Source organism: Paraburkholderia sp. SSBN10T (genome assembly GCF_056619545.1).
Genome location: NZ_JBWQQI010000037.1, coordinates 16,808 through 33,132, shown reverse-complemented (window position 1 = coordinate 33,132; position 16,325 = coordinate 16,808). Strand labels below are relative to the sequence as shown.

The 16,325-nt window shown below is 62.5% G+C and carries 14 protein-coding genes and 1 pseudogene; 8 read left to right on the top strand and 7 right to left on the bottom strand.

The annotated features are described in order from the left end of the window. Positions 1–231: 231 nt before the first annotated feature. Positions 232–870, bottom strand: coding sequence for a LysE family translocator (locus AC1ECK_RS35085; protein ID WP_480327603.1), 639 nt, complete (start codon positions 868–870; stop codon positions 232–234). Between the two features lie 387 nt (positions 871–1,257). On the opposite strand from AC1ECK_RS35085, the gene AC1ECK_RS35080 reads away from it, so the two are divergent. The 3 genes from AC1ECK_RS35080 to AC1ECK_RS35070 all read left to right on the top strand — a co-directional run bounded on the left by AC1ECK_RS35080 (position 1,258) and on the right by AC1ECK_RS35070 (position 4,367). After that, positions 1,258–1,521, top strand: coding sequence for an H-NS family nucleoid-associated regulatory protein (locus AC1ECK_RS35080; RefSeq protein WP_480327601.1), 264 nt, complete (start codon positions 1,258–1,260; stop codon positions 1,519–1,521). A gap of 249 nt (positions 1,522–1,770) precedes the next feature. Continuing rightward, positions 1,771–3,258 (top strand): sugar ABC transporter ATP-binding protein, encoded by a 1,488-nt coding sequence (locus AC1ECK_RS35075; RefSeq protein ID WP_480327599.1) that lies wholly within the window; start codon positions 1,771–1,773, stop codon positions 3,256–3,258. A gap of 152 nt (positions 3,259–3,410) precedes the next feature. Continuing rightward, positions 3,411–4,367, top strand: a complete 957-nt coding sequence (locus AC1ECK_RS35070; protein ID WP_480327660.1) for an ABC transporter permease — start codon at positions 3,411–3,413, stop codon at positions 4,365–4,367. Here the strand turns inward: AC1ECK_RS35070 and AC1ECK_RS35065 are convergent. Genes AC1ECK_RS35065 through AC1ECK_RS35050 form a run of 4 tightly spaced genes read right to left on the bottom strand, consistent with a single transcriptional unit; the run spans position 4,358 to position 8,874 of the window. Continuing rightward, positions 4,358–5,317: an ABC transporter permease gene (locus AC1ECK_RS35065; protein ID WP_480327597.1), complete on the bottom strand. Its 960-nt coding sequence runs from the start codon at positions 5,315–5,317 to the stop codon at positions 4,358–4,360. The genes AC1ECK_RS35070 and AC1ECK_RS35065 overlap by 10 nt on opposite strands. Then, a complete protein-coding gene (locus tag AC1ECK_RS35060; protein ID WP_480327658.1) occupies positions 5,310–6,278 on the bottom strand; it encodes an ABC transporter permease in 969 nt (322 codons plus the stop codon). Before AC1ECK_RS35060 ends, AC1ECK_RS35065 begins: the two co-directional genes overlap by 8 nt. A gap of 53 nt (positions 6,279–6,331) precedes the next feature. Then, the gene (locus AC1ECK_RS35055; RefSeq protein WP_480327595.1) at positions 6,332–7,894 is read right to left on the bottom strand and encodes a sugar ABC transporter ATP-binding protein; all 1,563 of its coding nucleotides are present in this window, start codon (positions 7,892–7,894) and stop codon (positions 6,332–6,334) included. Then, positions 7,891–8,874 carry a sugar ABC transporter substrate-binding protein gene (locus tag AC1ECK_RS35050; RefSeq protein WP_480327656.1) on the bottom strand — a complete coding sequence of 328 codons (984 nt, stop codon included), beginning with the start codon at positions 8,872–8,874 and terminating at the stop codon, positions 7,891–7,893. Before AC1ECK_RS35050 ends, AC1ECK_RS35055 begins: the two co-directional genes overlap by 4 nt. A 356-nt stretch (positions 8,875–9,230) precedes the next feature. Between AC1ECK_RS35050 and AC1ECK_RS35045 the strand changes: the two are divergent. The 5 genes and pseudogenes from AC1ECK_RS35045 to AC1ECK_RS35025 form a co-directional block, all read left to right on the top strand. Next, positions 9,231–10,403: pseudogene (locus AC1ECK_RS35045) on the top strand (SfnB family sulfur acquisition oxidoreductase); the annotation flags it as partial. 4 nt (positions 10,404–10,407) lie between these two features. Beyond that, positions 10,408–11,628 (top strand): SfnB family sulfur acquisition oxidoreductase, encoded by a 1,221-nt coding sequence (locus AC1ECK_RS35040; protein ID WP_480327593.1) that lies wholly within the window; start codon positions 10,408–10,410, stop codon positions 11,626–11,628. A 68-nt stretch (positions 11,629–11,696) separates the two neighbouring features. Then, entirely contained in the window at positions 11,697–13,079 is a 1,383-nt protein-coding gene (locus AC1ECK_RS35035) for an LLM class flavin-dependent oxidoreductase (RefSeq protein WP_480327591.1), read from the top strand. Between the two features lie 43 nt (positions 13,080–13,122). Continuing rightward, positions 13,123–14,193: a substrate-binding domain-containing protein gene (locus AC1ECK_RS35030; RefSeq protein ID WP_480327589.1), complete on the top strand. Its 1,071-nt coding sequence runs from the start codon at positions 13,123–13,125 to the stop codon at positions 14,191–14,193. 107 nt (positions 14,194–14,300) lie between these two features. After that, complete coding sequence (locus tag AC1ECK_RS35025) at positions 14,301–14,879, top strand: NnrU family protein (protein WP_480327586.1); 579 nt, start codon at positions 14,301–14,303, stop codon at positions 14,877–14,879. A gap of 121 nt (positions 14,880–15,000) precedes the next feature. Here the strand turns inward: AC1ECK_RS35025 and pcaG are convergent, their stop codons facing one another. Further along, on the bottom strand, positions 15,001–15,591 hold the full coding sequence (gene pcaG, locus AC1ECK_RS35020; RefSeq protein ID WP_480327584.1) for a protocatechuate 3,4-dioxygenase subunit alpha: 591 nt from the start codon (positions 15,589–15,591) through the stop codon (positions 15,001–15,003). Between the two features lie 3 nt (positions 15,592–15,594). After that, positions 15,595–16,299 carry a protocatechuate 3,4-dioxygenase subunit beta gene (gene pcaH / locus AC1ECK_RS35015; RefSeq protein ID WP_480327582.1) on the bottom strand — a complete coding sequence of 235 codons (705 nt, stop codon included), beginning with the start codon at positions 16,297–16,299 and terminating at the stop codon, positions 15,595–15,597. Between the last annotated feature and the right edge of the window lie 26 nt (positions 16,300–16,325).

Here is a 16,325-nt window from a genome sequence, read left to right as displayed (position 1 = left end):
AATTGATGAACAGCAATCGAACTTCTTGAACTTCGGGGGCCACAATAGCGGTTCGAGGCCATTGCAGTCAAGGACTTTCTTGTAAAGTTCGCGTCAGCCACCATGCGGGGCCGTGAGAAACGGTCAGCCCCCTGATGAAACCGGCGTGCTGCGATTCCCCGTGCGCCCTGCCTGGCATGGCGTTGAAGGAATCGCAACGAAGCCTGCGGATGCGGTTTTTGCCGCGGCGCCTCAAAGACCGACGCGATGCGCGGCAAAGATCAAACGGAGGCCGAGAGCGGTGATCGCACTGGCTGCAACGCGATCTACCCACGTCTTTGCCCGCAGATACAGTTCGCGCGGCCGTTTGCTGGAAAAGCACACCGCTACCACCGTATACCATCCTGCCTCGATCGAGAAAATTGCCGGCGGCAGCACGGCATAACACCAGAGCGGCGGATGCTGCGGCAGAAGCGCTGCGAAAATGCTGCCGTAATAGATAGCGGTTTTCGGATTGCTGAGTTGGGTACTCAGGCCGATCCAGAATGATTTACGCGGGTTGCTGCCGGCATTCGTACTGCCCTGATCGACGGCGAGCGGGGTGCTGGCGCCGCGCCAGATCTTCGAGGCCAGATAGATCAGATAGAGGCCGCCCGCCACCTTGAGGCTCACATAGAGCCAGGTGACGGCGGCGAGTAGCGTATAGAGGCCAAGCAACGCGATCCCGCTAAAGAACACGCCGCCTATCCCCATGCCCAGCGCGGTAGCCAGGCCGTCGCGGCGCGACAGGCCAATCGCGTTGCGCGCGACGATGACGAAACTCGGTCCGGGACTCATCGCGCCAATCAGGAGCGCGGTGAGAATGGCGGCGACGGCGGCTGACGGGGACATGGTTATTCCTTTCCTTTGCAAGTCGATGAAAGAAGGCTAACACGTGAAAATAGCACGCTGCCGGCCGGCTATCGAGATTTTCGCCGCCCGATGCGAGACACGGCTGTGCGCGGCAGAAAAAATGGGTGCTAAAATTGGTTTATAGACGCTGAAGCAGCCCTTGTGGGTAAAGGGCCAGACGGGCGACGATTCGAGCCGCTTGCCGAACGGATTTCCTGAACAATAGATTGGTCGGGCATCATTTCCGGGGGTGCACGCACGTGCAGGAAGGCCACGTGAAGTCGAACGGCGTTCCGCCCACCCGAATCATGTATAGGCTTCGCGTTTCTCAGCGAAGCCTTTTATTTTTCAAAGCGCGCGCAATTCCAGCCGCGGCATCGGTACGTTATGAAAGAGCGAGAAGAACAACGGATGTTCGACCTCGACGGGAACGCGCGTGAGCGCCTGGTCCTGTGGATACGTCGCCGCATGGACGAATACGGCATTACGCTGGAAGCATTGGCCGAGGCGATTGAAGCGGACGCTAATGCGAAAAGAGCGGTGATGTATCGTGACGCCTACGGCAACACGTGGGACGGCCAGGGCGATAAACCGGATTGGCTGGCGCGTGCGATTTACGCCGGGCAGAATATCGATCATTTCCGGGTTTAAATCCCTGCTGAATCGTTTTTTTCGGTGAGTGCTGAGTACGTGACGGAAAACGCGTGCACTGCACCTCGCTGTGTCCTTGTTGCCCGTTAGACCTCCCGCCCCGTTATCCCGCTCACCTTGTTCCGGGTATTCGCCTTGTCATCCCCAGACAATGCTATCCATATGAGCAACGCTTCGTTGGCACACCCTTAGCGGGTGGCTACGATGGTCGGTCATCCGTTACGAGCGCCGCACAGCGCGTCCTCTTCGATGACCTCACCCGTTCTGAGCGTTAGCGCGCTTTCCAAACGCTTTGGCCCTACCGTTGCGCTCGATCGCATCGATCTGTCGATCCATGCGGGCGAGGTTGTCGCGCTGATGGGTGCGAACGGCGCGGGCAAGTCGACCCTCGTGAAGATTCTGAGCGGCGTCTATCGCCCGGACGGCGGCGAGCTGTCGTTGCGGGGACAATCATTCAGCCCCGCTTCGCCGCACGATGCCAAGCGGCTGGGAATCGCGACCGTGCATCAAGCCATTGCGGATGCGGTAGTGCCGCCGCTTTCGGTTGCGGACAATCTTCTGCTCGAGCGCTTGTGCGATTCAACCTCGCCCTGGCGCGTGCCGTCGGCAGCGCGCCTTCAGGCTGCGGCGCCGCTGGCTGCGCGCGTGGGGCTCGATGTGGATCTGACTGCGCCGCTTGCGTCGCTGTCGCTTGCGGCGCAGCAGCTCGTCACGCTGGCCCGCGCACTGGCAACGCGGCCCGCCTTGTTGATTCTCGACGAGCCTACCGCCAGCCTGTCGGCGCCGGAAGCGGAACGTCTCTTCGGTCTTATCGAGCGCTTGCGTGCCGAGGGTGTCGCGATCCTGCTGGTGTCGCACCGGCTCGGCGATCTGCGCCGTATTGCCGGGCGTGTGGCGATCGTGCGCGATGGCCGCATCGTGGCCGATCTGCGCGCGCCGATCGATTTCGATGCCGCGGTCGAAACGATGATCGGGCGTCCGTTACGCAGCCGCGCTATGTTTGACGCAGGGGCAACCACCGCGCACACGCCATGTTTTAGCATGCGGGACCTGCAGTTGACACCCGGCAGCACCCCTTTCGATCTCGACGTACAGCTCGGCGAAATCGTCGCGATTGCCGGTCCGGTTGGCGGTGGCAAGTCGCGCTTCGCAAGGGCAATTTTCGGCGCCGCGCGTGCTGCTGCGGGCACGATGACGCTCGACGGCAAACCGTGGCGTCCGCGCTCACCCGCCGAGGCGATTCGCGCCAGCGTGTTTCTCGCGGGCGAGGACCGTTGGCGAACCTCGCTGTTTCCGGACAGCGTGCCGTTTGCCTCGATTGCCGGCACGCTCAGCTTTCCGTTTCTGTCACGCTGGTTCAGATACGGCACGGTCCGGCGCGCGCACGAGCGGCGCGCCGCGCTTGATGCTATCGAACGATTCGGAATTCGCTGTACGGGACCGGACGATCGTCTTGCCCGGCTCTCCGGCGGCAACCAGCAAAAAGTGGTGCTGGCTCGTTGGCATGCACAAGCCGCGCGCTTGTTGCTGCTGGACGAACCGTTTCAGGGCGTCGATGCCGGGGCGCGTGCCGATATCGTCGATACGTTGCGGCGGCACGCGCCGCAACGCGCCACTCTCGTCTTCGTCAGCGATCTCGAGGAGGCGTTCGAGATTGCCGATCGCGTTGTTCGCTTTGACCGGTCGACACTCGACCGCGCTTTCCACCCTGACGTTACCTCTTCCGTTCGCTCATGAAAACCAGTCCTTCGATCACATCTCAGGGTGCCTCTGCGGTTGCGTCCGAAAGCAACCCCGCTACACACGAACAGACGCACGAAAATGCGCACGAACACGCGGTCCGCCACAACCGGCTGCGAGAATTGCGCGGTCATCTCGAACGCACCGGCATGCTCATCGTGCTGGCGATTCTGGTCATCGTCTTCGCCGTCAACCAGCCGGCCTTTCTGAATCTCGACAACCTCTTCAGCATTCTGCAGGCGGTGTCGATTGTCGCGTTGCTCGGCATCGGCGTGACGGTGACGCTTGCTGCAGGTGGATTCGATCTTTCGGTGGGCAGCGTGGCCGCGTCGGCGCAGATGGCGGCGAGCTACGTGTTGATCGTCTGGCATGGCAATGCGTTCGAAGCGGTTGCGGCATGCCTCGTACTGGGTGTGGCCGCAGGTCTGTTCAACGGCTTGCTGATTACGCGCCTGCGCGTTCCGGACCAATTGGCGACGCTCGGCACGCTATTTCTGCTAGCGGGTTTGCAACTGATTCCAACCGGCGGCCGCTCGCTCGCAACCGGTACGATCCTGCCCGACGGCACGGAAACAACGGGCCTATTTCCTGACGCCTTTCTCGCACTCGGGCGCTTGCGGCTCTTCGATGTCGTGCCGTTGCCGGTGGTCGTGGTGGCGGTTCTGACCATCGTGGCCTGCGTCGTGATGGAAACCACGCGTTGGGGCCGGGTGATTTACGCAATTGGCGGCAACGAGACGGCGGCGCGCCTGGCCGGTGCGCCGACCGCGCGATACCGGATCGCCGCGTATGTGGCATCGGGCGCGATCGCTTCGCTTGGCGGCGTGCTGATCGCCGCACGCGTCGGGCGTGGCGATGTCAGTGCCGGCCATTCGATGCTGCTCGATGCGGTGGCGGCGGCGCTGGTCGGCTACGCGGTCTGGGGCGCGAAGCGTCCGAACGTATTCGGCACGGTCGTCGGCGCGGTGTTTGTCGGCGTATTGCTCAACGGCTTGACGATGCTGAATGCGCCGTACTACATGCAGGATTTCATCAAAGGGGTGCTGCTGGTGGGCGCGCTGGCCTTCACGTTCAGTGTGGGGCGCGGCGTGGAACCTCACGCATAGCGGCCACGCCGTTGTGCGAAGCTGACCGCCAGCACCGCGAAGATCAGGCCACCGGTCGCCACCTGCTGCCAATAGAAATTCCAGCCGATCAGCAACAAACCGTTTGCGACGAGGCTCAGCAGCAGGACGCCCAGCAGTGTGCCGACGACGCCTGGACGGCGCGTCGGCGACAGCGTGGTGCCAATGAAAGTCGCGCCAATCGCATTGAGCAGGTAGCCGTTGCCGGCCTGCGGGACATAGGCCTTGACGGTTGACGACAGCAGCAGGCCGACGACGCCATAAATCAACGCGCTGGCGATAAACGTCACGGCAGTAATGGCCGCAACCGGCAGACCTGAATAACGCGCCACACCCGGTTGCGCGCCGAGCGCGGAAAGCTGCCGCCCCAGGGTGGCATGCGCAAGCGTCACATGCACGGCGAGAGCCAGCACGGCTACGATCCATAACGGCACCGGCAGGCCCGCAAGCGTGCCGTGCGCCAGCTCGCTAAAGAGCGGCGGCAAGGCGAGGTTAAGCAGATACACTGGCTGGCCGCCATCGGTGGCGAGTTGCTGGACGGTCTGGCCGATGAAGAGTGTGCCGAGCGTGGCGAGAAATGGCGCGATCCCGAGCCACCCGGTCAGCACGCCGTTGAAGGCGCCGACGAAGAGCGCCGCGGCGAGCCCGCCGAGCGCCGCCGGCACAGTGCCGACGTGATGCGCGCTCAAGAGGACGAAGGCGAGGCTCGCCACATCGATGGAGGTGCCGAGCGATAGATCGACGGCGCCGAACGATAACGCGAGCGTCATGCCAAGCGCGGCGATCGCCAGCAGCGCGAAATTGTTCAACAGTACGTCGGCAAGATTGTTTGCCCGTGCGAAGCCCGGCGCGAACACCGCAAAGAAAGCGATCACTGCAAGCAGTGCCCCGACCAGCGCGAAGCGCTGCAAGCGGCCTATCTGTTCAATCATGAGTGTGATTCCCGGCACGGCGGCGCACGAGCGCGGTAGTGGCGACGACGAACAGGATCAGCGCGCCTTCGACACCGTTGACCCAATAGCTCGACACGTTGTCGAGCTGAAAACCGTTGCTGATGACGCCGATGAAGAGGACAGCGAGCAGGGTGCCGGGAATGGTCGGCACGAGCCGCCGTGAAAAGACGACACCGAGCAGCGCTGCGGCGACGGTGGCGAGCAGATTTTCTCCCGCGCCGGGCGCGCTGCCGCTGAGTAACGCGGTAGACGCCAATGCCGCGAGCGCTGCGGCGATCCCGCTCAGTACGTAGCTTGCCGCGACATAGCGGCTTGCACGCACGCCAGCGGCTTGTGCGGCGTCCCGATGTGCGCCGGTGGCGTGCAGTCGCAGTCCAAATGGAGTGTAGTGAACCAGTACGCTGAACAGTGCGGCGACGACAAGCAGCGCGTAGGCAAGATGCGGCACGCCGAATGCACCGTTGTCGAGCAGAAAACCGAGCAAGGCACCGCTTGCCGGCACCGACGTGTTCTGCGTCAGCACCAGTTCGAACCCGGCGCAGAGATTCATCGTGGTCAGCGTGGCAAGCAGCGGAAAGATGCGCAGCACGATGACCGCAAACGCGTTGAGCGCACCGACTCCGGCGCCCGCTGCAAACGTCAATAGCAGGGCGGTGCCGGGTGCTGCGCCGTCGCGTTGCGCGACGGCATAAACGGCCGCGCATAGACCGAGATTAGCCGCCACCGAAAGATCGAGACCGCCTCTAAGCGGATCTGCGCCACCGCCGATAAGGACGACCGTCAACCCAAAACCGAGAATCCCGACGACGACCGATTGCTGCAACACGTTCGCGAGATTCGCGAGCGTGAAGAACAGCGGCGAGCTCACCGCGAAACCGATAAACACCAGTGCGAACGCGAGCGCCGCGCCGCTTCTCAGCCACCATTGAGCGCCGAACATCCGTGCGGGCAGTTCGAACTTTCCGCTGCGTGGCACAGCATCCAGGACTTTGCTCATGCTGCGGCCTCCTGTTGCGCTGCCGAACCGTGCGCACTGCGTGCTCCGGTGGCCCATGCCAGCACATCCTGGCTATCCGCTTCGCGCGAGACGAGTTCACGCACGACGCGGCCCCGCGCCATGACCAGTACGCGGTCGGTCACGCCGAGCAGTTCGATCAGATCGCTGGAAAACAGCAGGACGCCGGCGCCGTCGCGGGCCAGCCGGTCGAGTAGCCGATAGATCTCGATCTTGGCGCCGATGTCGACGCCTACCGTCGGCTCGTCGAGCAGATAGAGCGAGGACGTGCGGCTCAACCACTTGGCGAGTGCGACCTTCTGCTGGTTGCCTCCTGAGAGATGCCGCACGGGCGTTTCCGTACTGGATGTGCGCACGGCCAGTTCGTCGATCAGGCGTTGTACGGTACGGGTTTCGCTGCGTTGCGCCAGCAGGCCGAAGCGGCTAAAGCGAGCGAGGCTCGCGAGCGTCGTGTTCTCTCGCACGGAAAGAGCGGGCGCTACCCCATGCGCGCGCCGGTCCTCCGGCACGAACGCAATCTGCTGGCGTACGGCGTCTTGTGGACGGCGCAGACGTACCGGTTTGCCTTCGATTTCGATCTCGCCCTGCACGCCGCGTTCGAGTCCGAACAGGCTGCGCACCACCGGTTTGCCGCCCGAGCCGAGCAAGCCGGTGATGCCGACGATCTCGCCGCGCCGCACATCGAACGACACGTCTTCGAAACGGCCTGGGGCGCCAAGCTTGCGCACGTTCAAGACGACCTTCCCGGGCGTGCGCGCCGCAACCGGGGGTCGCACTTCGGTCTGCGCGCCGATCATTGCCGTGACGAGCGCTTCGGTGGGCGTCGTGCGCGCGTCGACGTGGGCGACGTCCGCGCCATCGCGCAGCACCGTGACACGATCGCAAATTGCAGCGATCTCGTTGAGATAGTGCGACACGTACAGGATTGTCAGGCCGCGTTGCCGCAGACGGTCGATGGTCTGCAGCAGACGGTCCACTTCGCGGCTGACCAGCGCGGCGGTCGGTTCGTCGAATACGAGAATACGGGGTTCGCGGATCAGTGCGCGGGTAATCTGCACGATCTGCTGTTCGGCGACGCTCAGATCGCCGATGAGCCGGTTCGGCGCTATTTCGACGCCGAAGTGTGTATGCAACGCATCGCGTGCGTCGCGCTGCATACGTCGCACATCGAGCAGCCGGAGGCCGCCTGCCACGCGCGGGCCGACGGTTCGTTCGTCGCCGAGCCACAACGCTTCGGCTACGGTGAACGTGGAGGGTAGCAAGCGCTCCTGGTGAATGAACCCTATTGCCGGGGCGCTGCCGTGAGGCGGCGCTGTCAGTGCTTGCGCGGCGCCGTCGATGGCGATCGTGCCCGAATCGGCGCTGTGAATGCCGGCGAGTATCTTGATCAGCGTCGACTTGCCTGCACCGTTTTGTCCGATCAGACCATGCACGCTGCCGCGCGCGACCGTCAGCGACGCGCCGCGCAGCGCGGGCACGCCGTCGAAATGCTTGACGAGCTCACGCAGTTCGAGCGCCGCAGGAGAGGCTTCGGTGTTCATTTTGCGGTGAGCTGGCCGAGAGTCTGCTGGATCGTGCCGGCGTTGTCCTTGGTGACCAGAATCGACGGCACATAAGTGTACGGCGCCAGTGTGCGATCGCCTGCAAGGTAACGTGCGACGTTATCGACCGCAGTCTTGCCGATCAACGCGGGTTGCTGCGCAACCACGGCTGCGGCACTCGATTTCGGATCCTTCACGAGCGTGACGACGTCCGGGCTGCCGTCGACCGCGTAGGTCTTGATCTCGTCGCGGTGCGCGGCATCCACGGCCTGGGTGGCGCCGACCTGCGGCACGTCCCATGCCGACCAGATCGCGGCAATCTGCCCCTTCGGATATTTCGCGAGCAACTGGCTCACCTGCGCATAGGCGCTTTGCACCGTATTCGGAATCACGTCGCGCAGCTCGGGCTGGATAATGTGCACCTTCGGGTAGTACTTGAGCACCGCCTTGAGCTGGTCGTAACGGATCGCGCATACCGGCACGCCGTAAAAGCCGTTGAAGACGAGGATGTTCCCTTCGCCGTGGATATCGTTGACGAGCTTCAGCGCGAGCTGTTCGCCGATGAAGAAATTGTCCGAGGTGGTGTCGTTGATGCTCGACGGCGACGCGGTATCGATCGTAAACAACGGGATGTTGGCCTGGCGGATTTTCTGCAACCACGGCTCCAGCACCGTTGCAGTACCCAATTGTTCAACGATGGCGTCCGGCTTTTGCGCGATCAGCGTCTGGATCTGCGCGATCTGGCGGTTGTCGTTGCGACCGGCGTCGAGTGCGATTGGCGTGCCGCCGAGGCGTTTCACCTCGTCCACTGCGCCCTGATAAGCCTTCAGGTCCCAATAGTGATCCGTGCCGGCGGCCGTGATGCCGATGCGTTTGCCCTTGAGCGACGGCACAGAACCCGCGTTATCGGCGTTGGCCGTTGCATCCGCTGCGGGCGTTGCGCCTTGGGCGTGAGCGTGAGTAACGAGGCCGCCGGCCATGCTGAATACGGTCGCGGTCAACAACGAAGAAAGAGTGGTGTGCAAGCGTGTCATGGTGTCCGAATCGAAGAGGCAGAGGTGTCCAGCTTGCGACGACTCTAATCAACAACCCGCTGTGCATGAAACCATCAAATCGGACTATCGTTATCAGGCACGAGGCGAAGTGCTTATACCTGATTCGATCTGGGTTCGTTTGCCATCCGAAGGAATATCCATTTCAGAATCGTTCAGTTTGCGCGCGTCCTACCCGCTGATAGATTGTGCGAACAGTCACTCAAGCGGAGATTCGTATGGCCGAGCTTTACGAAGCGACCTCATCGCATACGGGCGATGCGGACAACCATGCCGTGCGCATCATTCGGGACGACGCCGAGGCTATAGCGGTGGCGCACGAACTGGCAGCGCGTCTGGAGCAAGGTGCGTCTGAGCGCGACCGCGTGCGCCGTTTGCCGCATGAAGAGATCGAATGGTTCTCGCAGTCGGGGTTGTGGGCAATTACCGTGCCGAAGGTTTATGGCGGCGCGGGTGTCTCCTTCGTCACGCTTACAGAAGTGGTCAAGATTATCGCAGCGGCCGATCCTTCATTGGGACAGTTGCCGCAAAACCACTTTGGCCTGGTCGATGTGATTTCGCTGACCGGCACCGAGGAACAGAAGCGCTATTTCTTTGCACAGATACTCAGTGGCAAGCGCTTCGGCAACGGCTTTTCGGAGAAGGGCACCAAGCATGTGCTCGACTTGAAGACGCGCGTGCGGCGCGACGGCGACGACTACGTGGTGGACGGCACCAAGTTCTATTCGACCGGCGCGCTGTTTGCGCATTTTGTGCCGGTGCTGGGACTCGATGACGACCGCAAGGGCTGGCTCGCTTATATCCCGAAGGGCACCGCGGGCCTGAGCGTGATCGACGACTGGTCGGGGTTCGGGCAGCGCACGACGGCAAGCGGCACGGTGGTGCTCGAATCGGTGCGTGTACCGGCGTCGCATGTCTTCCCTGCGCACCGCGTCTCCGATTTTCCGACGCTGAATGGTCCGGTTTCACAGATCATTCAGGCCGCGATCGACGCGGGCATCGCGAAAGCGGCCCTGGAAGACACGCTCACGTTTGTGCGCACCCGCTCGCGGCCGTGGATCGACAGCAGTGTCGAGCGTGCCAGCGACGATCCGCTGACAGTACGCGAAATCGGTCATTTGCATATCCAGTTGCATGCCGCTGAAGCGCTGCTCGAACGCGCGGCCCGCACGCTCGATGTGATCGCCGCACAGGCAGAAACTAGCGAGGACGATGTTGCGCGTGCTTCGGTTGCGGTGGGCGAAGCCAAGGTGTTGACCACCGAAATCGCCTTGCTGGCGAGCGAAAAGCTCTTCGAGTTGGCCGGCACCCAGGCGACGTTGAGCGAGCATAACCTCGACCGTCACTGGCGCAATGCCCGCACTCATACGCTGCACGATCCCGTGCGCTGGAAATATCACCTCGTCGGCAACTACTATCTGAACGGCGTCAAACCGGCCCGTCATCCGTGGAATTGACGCTATGAACGCTTTGACAGAGTCCGTCGCCCGTGGCGCGTGGCAGGCCGAGCGTATCGGGAGCGACCAGCAGGCACTCGATGTGGCCCGTGCTTTGGCGCCGGCGCTCGCCGAAGGCGCGTCACAGCGCGATCGTGAGCGTCGCTTGCCTTATGCCGAGATCGAAACCTATTCGGCAAGCGGTCTGTGGGGCATTGCGGTGCCGCGTGAGTTCGGCGGTGCAGCGGTTTCATACGCCACGCTTGCCGAGGTCACCGCGATCATCTCGGAGGCCGATCCGGCGCTTGGACAGATTCCGCAGAATCACTTTTTCATGCTCGACGTGCTGCGCGTAAACGGCACGCACGCTCAGCAGGCGTTCTACTTCGAGCGAGCATTGGCCGGCGACCGGTTTGGTAACGCGCTTTCCGAACGCGGCACGAAAACCGTAAGCGACTACCGGACCACGCTCACGCCGGAAGGCGAGGGCTTCCGGATCAACGGCACCAAGTTCTATTCGACCGGCGCATTGTTTGCGCAGTGGATTCCGATTGTCGCCAAGGCAGCCGACGAGACGCTGCATGTGGCGTTTGCGAGCGCACAGACACCCGGCTTGAGCGTCGTGGACGACTGGTCGGGCTTTGGTCAAAAGACGACGGGCAGCGGCACCACCACACTTGACAACATCTATGTCGAAGCCTCCGCGGTCGTGCCATACAGTGCTGCGTTCGACGCGCGTCCCACGACGGTCGGGCCGCTTGGACAGTTGATTCATGCTGCCGTCGATCTCGGTATCGCACGCGCAGCCATTGCCGATGCGCGGCGCTTCGTGCGCGAACGCTCGCGTCCTTGGATCGACAGCGGGGTTGAGCGGGCGAGTGACGATCCATTGACGCTCGAACTGTTCGGCAAGCTCTCGCTGCAACTGCATGCGGCCGAGGCGCTCGTCGAGCGTGCCGGCCGCCGCGTCGACGACGCAGTCAAGGTGTCGACCGAACAGAGCGTCGCCACGGCTTCGATTGCCGTGGCCGAGGCGCGCGCGGCGACCACGGAGATTGCATTGCAAGCTTCGTCGCGCCTGATCGAGCTGGCCGGTACCCAGGCGACGCTCGCCGAACACAACCTCGATCGCCATTGGCGCAACGCGCGCACTCACACGCTGCATGATCCGGTGCGCTGGAAATACATCGCGGTCGGCAACTACTACCTGAACGACGTGCTGCCGCCGCGTCACGGCGCGCTCTGACGCGCCCGCTGCGGGCTTCGTCTGCATCAACCAGGTATCACCTACGCATCACCTAAGTGGATCCGATTATGGCCAGACAGATCCGTCTCAACGCATTCGACATGAACTGCGTCGGACACCAGTCACCGGGGTTATGGGCGCATCCGCGCGATACCTCCTGGCGCTACAAGCACCTCGATTACTGGACCGAGCTCGCCAGGCTGCTCGAACGCGGCAAATTCGACGGTCTGTTCATTGCCGACGTGCTCGGCATCTATGACGTGTTCAAGGGCAATGGCGAGGCCGCGATCCGCCAGGCCGCCCAGGTGCCGGTCAACGATCCGATCCTGCTGGTCTCGGCGATGGCGAACGTGACCGAACATCTTGGCTTCGGCGTGACGTGCTCGCTCTCGTACGAGCATCCTTATCCGTTCGCGCGGCGCATGTCGACACTCGATCATCTGACCAACGGACGGGTGGGCTGGAACATCGTCACCTCGTATCTGGATAGCGCGGCACGCAACGTGGGCTTGCCGAGCCAGGCGAATCACGACGAACGCTACGCGCTGGCCGAAGAGTATCTGGACGTCTGCTACAAGCTGTGGGAGTCGTCATGGGAAGACGATGCGGTCGTACGCGACGCGGCGCGACAGGTCTTCACGGAACCCTCCAAGGTGCATCCCATTGAACATCATGGGCAGTACTTCGATATGCCAGGCATTCACCTGTGCGAGCCGTCGCCGCAGCGCACGCCGGTGCTGTATCAGGCGGGCGCTTCGAAACGCGGCAAGGATTTCGCTGCGCAGCACGCCGAGTGCATTTTTATTGCGGCGCCGTCGCGCACGATCCTGAAGCAGTTCGTGGCTGACATTCGCGCACGCGTGAAGTCGTTCGGGCGTGATCCTCACGACGTGCTGATCTTCAACCTGCATACAGTGATTACCGGCAAGACCTCGGCTGAAGCGCACGCCAAGCACGCGGACTATCGCCGCTATGCCAGCGACGAAGGCGCGCTCGCGCTGATGTCGGGTTGGACGGGTATCGACCTGTCGAAATACGAACTGGATGAACCGCTGCGTCACGTCGAGAGCAACGCGGTGCAATCCGCCGTGGAGGCGCTGTCGAGCGCCGATCCGACGCGGGTGTGGACCGTGCGCGAGATCGCGAAGTGGGGCAGCATAGGTGGGCTCGGACCGCTTTCGGTTGGCGATCCGCAAGAGATTGCGGATGAACTGCAATCGTGGGTCGAGGAGACCGACGTCGACGGCTTCAACCTGGCTTATGCGCTGACGCACGAGACGTTTAGCGACTTCGTCGAACTCGTGGTGCCGGAATTGCAGCGCCGCGGCGTGTACAAGACCGAGTATGCGAGCGGCTCGCTGCGCGAGAAGCTGCACGGCGGCGGTCCGCGTCTCGCCGAGCCACATCCGGGCGCACGGTACCGCGCGCGTCACACCGCGCCCGCTGCATGACACATCGTTCCATTCGATCTTAACGACAAGCCGGGGAGCATTCATGAAATCGCTGTTTCGTCATACATCCCAAGTACGCCGCATGGTCGGCGCGCTGACGCTGCTCTCTGCGAGCGTGTTGCTGGGTCAAACCACCCAGGCCGCACCGCTCAAGGGCGCGCCTGCGCCGTTCGACAAAGGCGGTGTGAAGATTGCACTGGTCAACTATCTGTCAACGGGAGATTTCTTCCAGGCCTACGAGGCCGGCGCACAGAAGCAGGCGAAGGCGCTCGGCATCGATCTGCGTATTTACGAAGGACGGCAGGACGCAGCCGAACAACGCGAGCAGATCCAGCAGGCGATCAGCCTGGGCGTAGCGGCGATCATCGTGAATCACGGTTTGCCGGAATCGCTGAAGGACGTGGTGCAGCGCGCGCTCGACAAGGGCATCAAGGTGATGGCGTTCGACGTGGACCTGAACAACCCTAAAGTGCCGCAGATCGAGCAGAGCGATCATGATCTGGCCACGTTGCTCCTGAATCAGGCCGTGAAGGATAACGGCGACGCATTCGCGGCAGGGTATGTCTATGTGGCGGGCTTTGCGCCGCTCGATCGCCGCGACGCGGTGTGGCGCGACTTCAAGAGCGCCCATCCCCAGGTGCAGGAGAAAGCACGCTGGGGCACGGTGGACAATCCGATCGCTCAATCGGTCGCGAATCAGGCCGCCGCCGCTTACCGCGCGCATCCCGAGATTCGCGTGGTGTTTGCCCCTTATGACGAATTCGCGCGGGGCGCCAAGCTCGCTGCGGACGAGGCGAACCTCGGCTCGAAGCTGCGCATTTACAGCGCGGACATTTCGACGGCGGACATCGAGGCAATCCGGGCGCCGAACAGTGCCTGGGTCGCGACGGCCGCGACCAATCCGGCTGTGGTGGGTGCGGTTTCGGTGCGAGCGGCTGCGTTGGAGGTGGCGGGCGAGGATCCGGGGCATCGGATCGTGGTGAAGCCGACCCTGATCACGCGTGACGATCTCGTGAAGAACGACATCAAGACGATTGCCGAGCTGGGGGCGAAGTTTCCGGCCTTCCGCGCGAGCGATGCGGCAAGCGCGGCATGGATTCCGGCTGTGGAGTGAATTCGCCGGGCAGTTGAATCGGGCGCTTTGGCGTCCGTCATTGGCAGGCGCGGTTTCTTGAGCGACAATCGCGGCGAGCTGTCGACACTCGTCGCGAGGAGCCTGCCATGTCGGTACTAGTACTGGGATTGGTGATTTTTCTGGGCGTGCATTCAGTGCGAATCTTTGCCGAGTCGTGGCGTACACGGCAGATTGCCCGGATAGGGGAGAAACCGTGGAAGGGCGCTTATTCAGTGGCCTCTGTCGTGGGGTTGGCGCTGATCGTCTGGGGTTACGGGATCGCTCGGCGTGATCCTGTCCCGCTATGGACGCCTCCGGTTTGGGCAGCGCATCTTGCCGGCCTGCTGACGCTGATCGCTTTTATTCTTTTTCTTGCCTCTTACATTCCCGGTAATCACTTCAAGGCTTGGGTCAGGCACCCGATGGCGCTCAGTGTGGGAGTGTGGGCGTTCGGGCATTTGCTGGCGAATGGGACTTTGAACGCGGTTGTTCTGTTTGCGGCTTTCCTTGTTTGGGGTGTGCTGGCTTATCTTTCCGCCCGGCGGCGGGATGTGGCTTCAGGCGTGGTTTATCCGGACGGGACGCTGGGTAAGGACGCGATAGCGGTAGTGGGCGGGGCGGTGGCCTGGATTGTGTTTGCTTTCTGGTTGCACGGATGGTGGATTGGGGTTCGGCCGCTGGGATGAAGAAATGAAGAGGGCGAAAAAAAAGCCCGCAAACCTGCAGGCTTTAAAAGTACTCGGAGTTTCGCAATCAAAAGTCGCGAGCCATGATCGTATGGGCTGAATATGAAAGCGCCGTGAAAGATCACAAGTCGAAGAACACGGTTTCCTGTTCGCCCTGCATACGGATATCAAACCGATACACCGTCTTGCTGGTGCCATCCACGCGCCGTGCAATCAAGGTCCCACGCCGCTCCGCCGGCACCGACGCGAGCACTGGATCACTTTCGTTCGCGGCCGCCTCGTCATCGAAGTAAATCCGCGTGAACGTGTGTAGCAACATTCCGCGCATCGTCACGATCACATTCAGATGCGGCGCTTCATGCGTGGAAGCCCGCCCCGGTTTCACCGTCTCGACAATAAACCGCTTCTGCGGATCGGTTCCGGTGCCGACCCGGGCAAATCCACGGAAGCCGCTCGCCGCGGCTTCCGCCCGCGAAGCCGGATACCGCCCTTGGCTATCCACCTGCGATACCTCGAGCATCGCATCGCCAATCACCTTGCCGTCGCCGTCGAACACCTGACCGACAATCGTGATGTGCTCGCCTGCCGCTTCATAATCCGCAACCGCTGGCGTAAAGAGGCTCTTGAAATCGAAGTTGTATTGCTCCGGGCACAGTCCATACGCGAAGTACGGTCCAACCGTTTGCGAAGGCGTTTGCTTAAGTGTCGTCATGGCTTAGCGCTCCATCGGGGTTTCGTTGGCGCCGCGCAGCACGATATCGAAATCGTAGCCGAGCGCGTACGCTTCTTGCGTCGTATCGAGCGAAAAGCGCGACACAAGGCGCTCACGCGCATGCTCCGGCGTGCCCTGGAAGATCGGATCGAAGGCCAGCAGTGGATCGCCGGGGAAGTACATCTGCGTGACGAGCCGCGAGCCGAAGTGATCGCCGAACAGCGAGAAGTGAATATGATTCGGACGCCATGCGTTCGGGTGGTTGCCCCACGGATACGCGCCCGGCTTGATCGTCAGAAAGCGATAGCGGCCTTCGTTATCGGTGAGGCAGCGCCCTGCCCCCAGGAAGTTTGGATCCAGCGGCGCATCGTGCTGGTCGGCCTTATGAACATAGCGGCCGGCCGCGTTGGCTTGCCAGATTTCAACCAGCGTATTGCGCACCGGGCGGCCGCCTTCGTCGAGCACGCGGCCCGTCACGATGATGCGTTCGCCCAGCGGCTCGCCATTGCGTACCGCGTTGCGCGTCAAATCGTGGTCAAGCGGGCCGAGGTCCTCGGCGCCATACACCGGCACGCGCTGGTCGCGCAGCTTTTCCTTCAGGGGAATCAACGGGCGCGTCGGGCCGCGCTTCACGGACGAGCCGTAGCCGGGATACACGTAAAGGGGATGCGATTCGAAGTCGCGCGGAGTAAGGATGGACTCGTCCATGGATGTCTCCTTGGTTGAATTATGGA

Coding starts and splice junctions, on each gene's coding strand:
- AC1ECK_RS35070 (WP_480327660.1), top strand. CDS start 3,411: ATGCTCATCGTGCTGGCGATTCTGGTCATCGTCTTCGCCGTCAACCAG.
- pcaG (WP_480327584.1), bottom strand. CDS start 15,591: ATGACGACACTTAAGCAAACGCCTTCGCAAACGGTTGGACCGTACTTC.
- AC1ECK_RS35050 (WP_480327656.1), bottom strand. CDS start 8,874: ATGGCCGGCGGCCTCGTTACTCACGCTCACGCCCAAGGCGCAACGCCC.
- AC1ECK_RS35055 (WP_480327595.1), bottom strand. CDS start 7,894: ATGAACACCGAAGCCTCTCCTGCGGCGCTCGAACTGCGTGAGCTCGTC.
- AC1ECK_RS35030 (WP_480327589.1), top strand. CDS start 13,123: ATGAAATCGCTGTTTCGTCATACATCCCAAGTACGCCGCATGGTCGGC.
- AC1ECK_RS35065 (WP_480327597.1), bottom strand. CDS start 5,317: ATGATTGAACAGATAGGCCGCTTGCAGCGCTTCGCGCTGGTCGGGGCA.
- AC1ECK_RS35040 (WP_480327593.1), top strand. CDS start 10,408: ATGAACGCTTTGACAGAGTCCGTCGCCCGTGGCGCGTGGCAGGCCGAG.
- AC1ECK_RS35035 (WP_480327591.1), top strand. CDS start 11,697: ATGGCCAGACAGATCCGTCTCAACGCATTCGACATGAACTGCGTCGGA.
- AC1ECK_RS35085 (WP_480327603.1), bottom strand. CDS start 870: ATGTCCCCGTCAGCCGCCGTCGCCGCCATTCTCACCGCGCTCCTGATT.
- pcaH (WP_480327582.1), bottom strand. CDS start 16,299: ATGGACGAGTCCATCCTTACTCCGCGCGACTTCGAATCGCATCCCCTT.
- AC1ECK_RS35025 (WP_480327586.1), top strand. CDS start 14,301: ATGTCGGTACTAGTACTGGGATTGGTGATTTTTCTGGGCGTGCATTCA.
- AC1ECK_RS35080 (WP_480327601.1), top strand. CDS start 1,258: ATGAAAGAGCGAGAAGAACAACGGATGTTCGACCTCGACGGGAACGCG.
- AC1ECK_RS35060 (WP_480327658.1), bottom strand. CDS start 6,278: ATGTTCGGCGCTCAATGGTGGCTGAGAAGCGGCGCGGCGCTCGCGTTC.
- AC1ECK_RS35075 (WP_480327599.1), top strand. CDS start 1,771: ATGACCTCACCCGTTCTGAGCGTTAGCGCGCTTTCCAAACGCTTTGGC.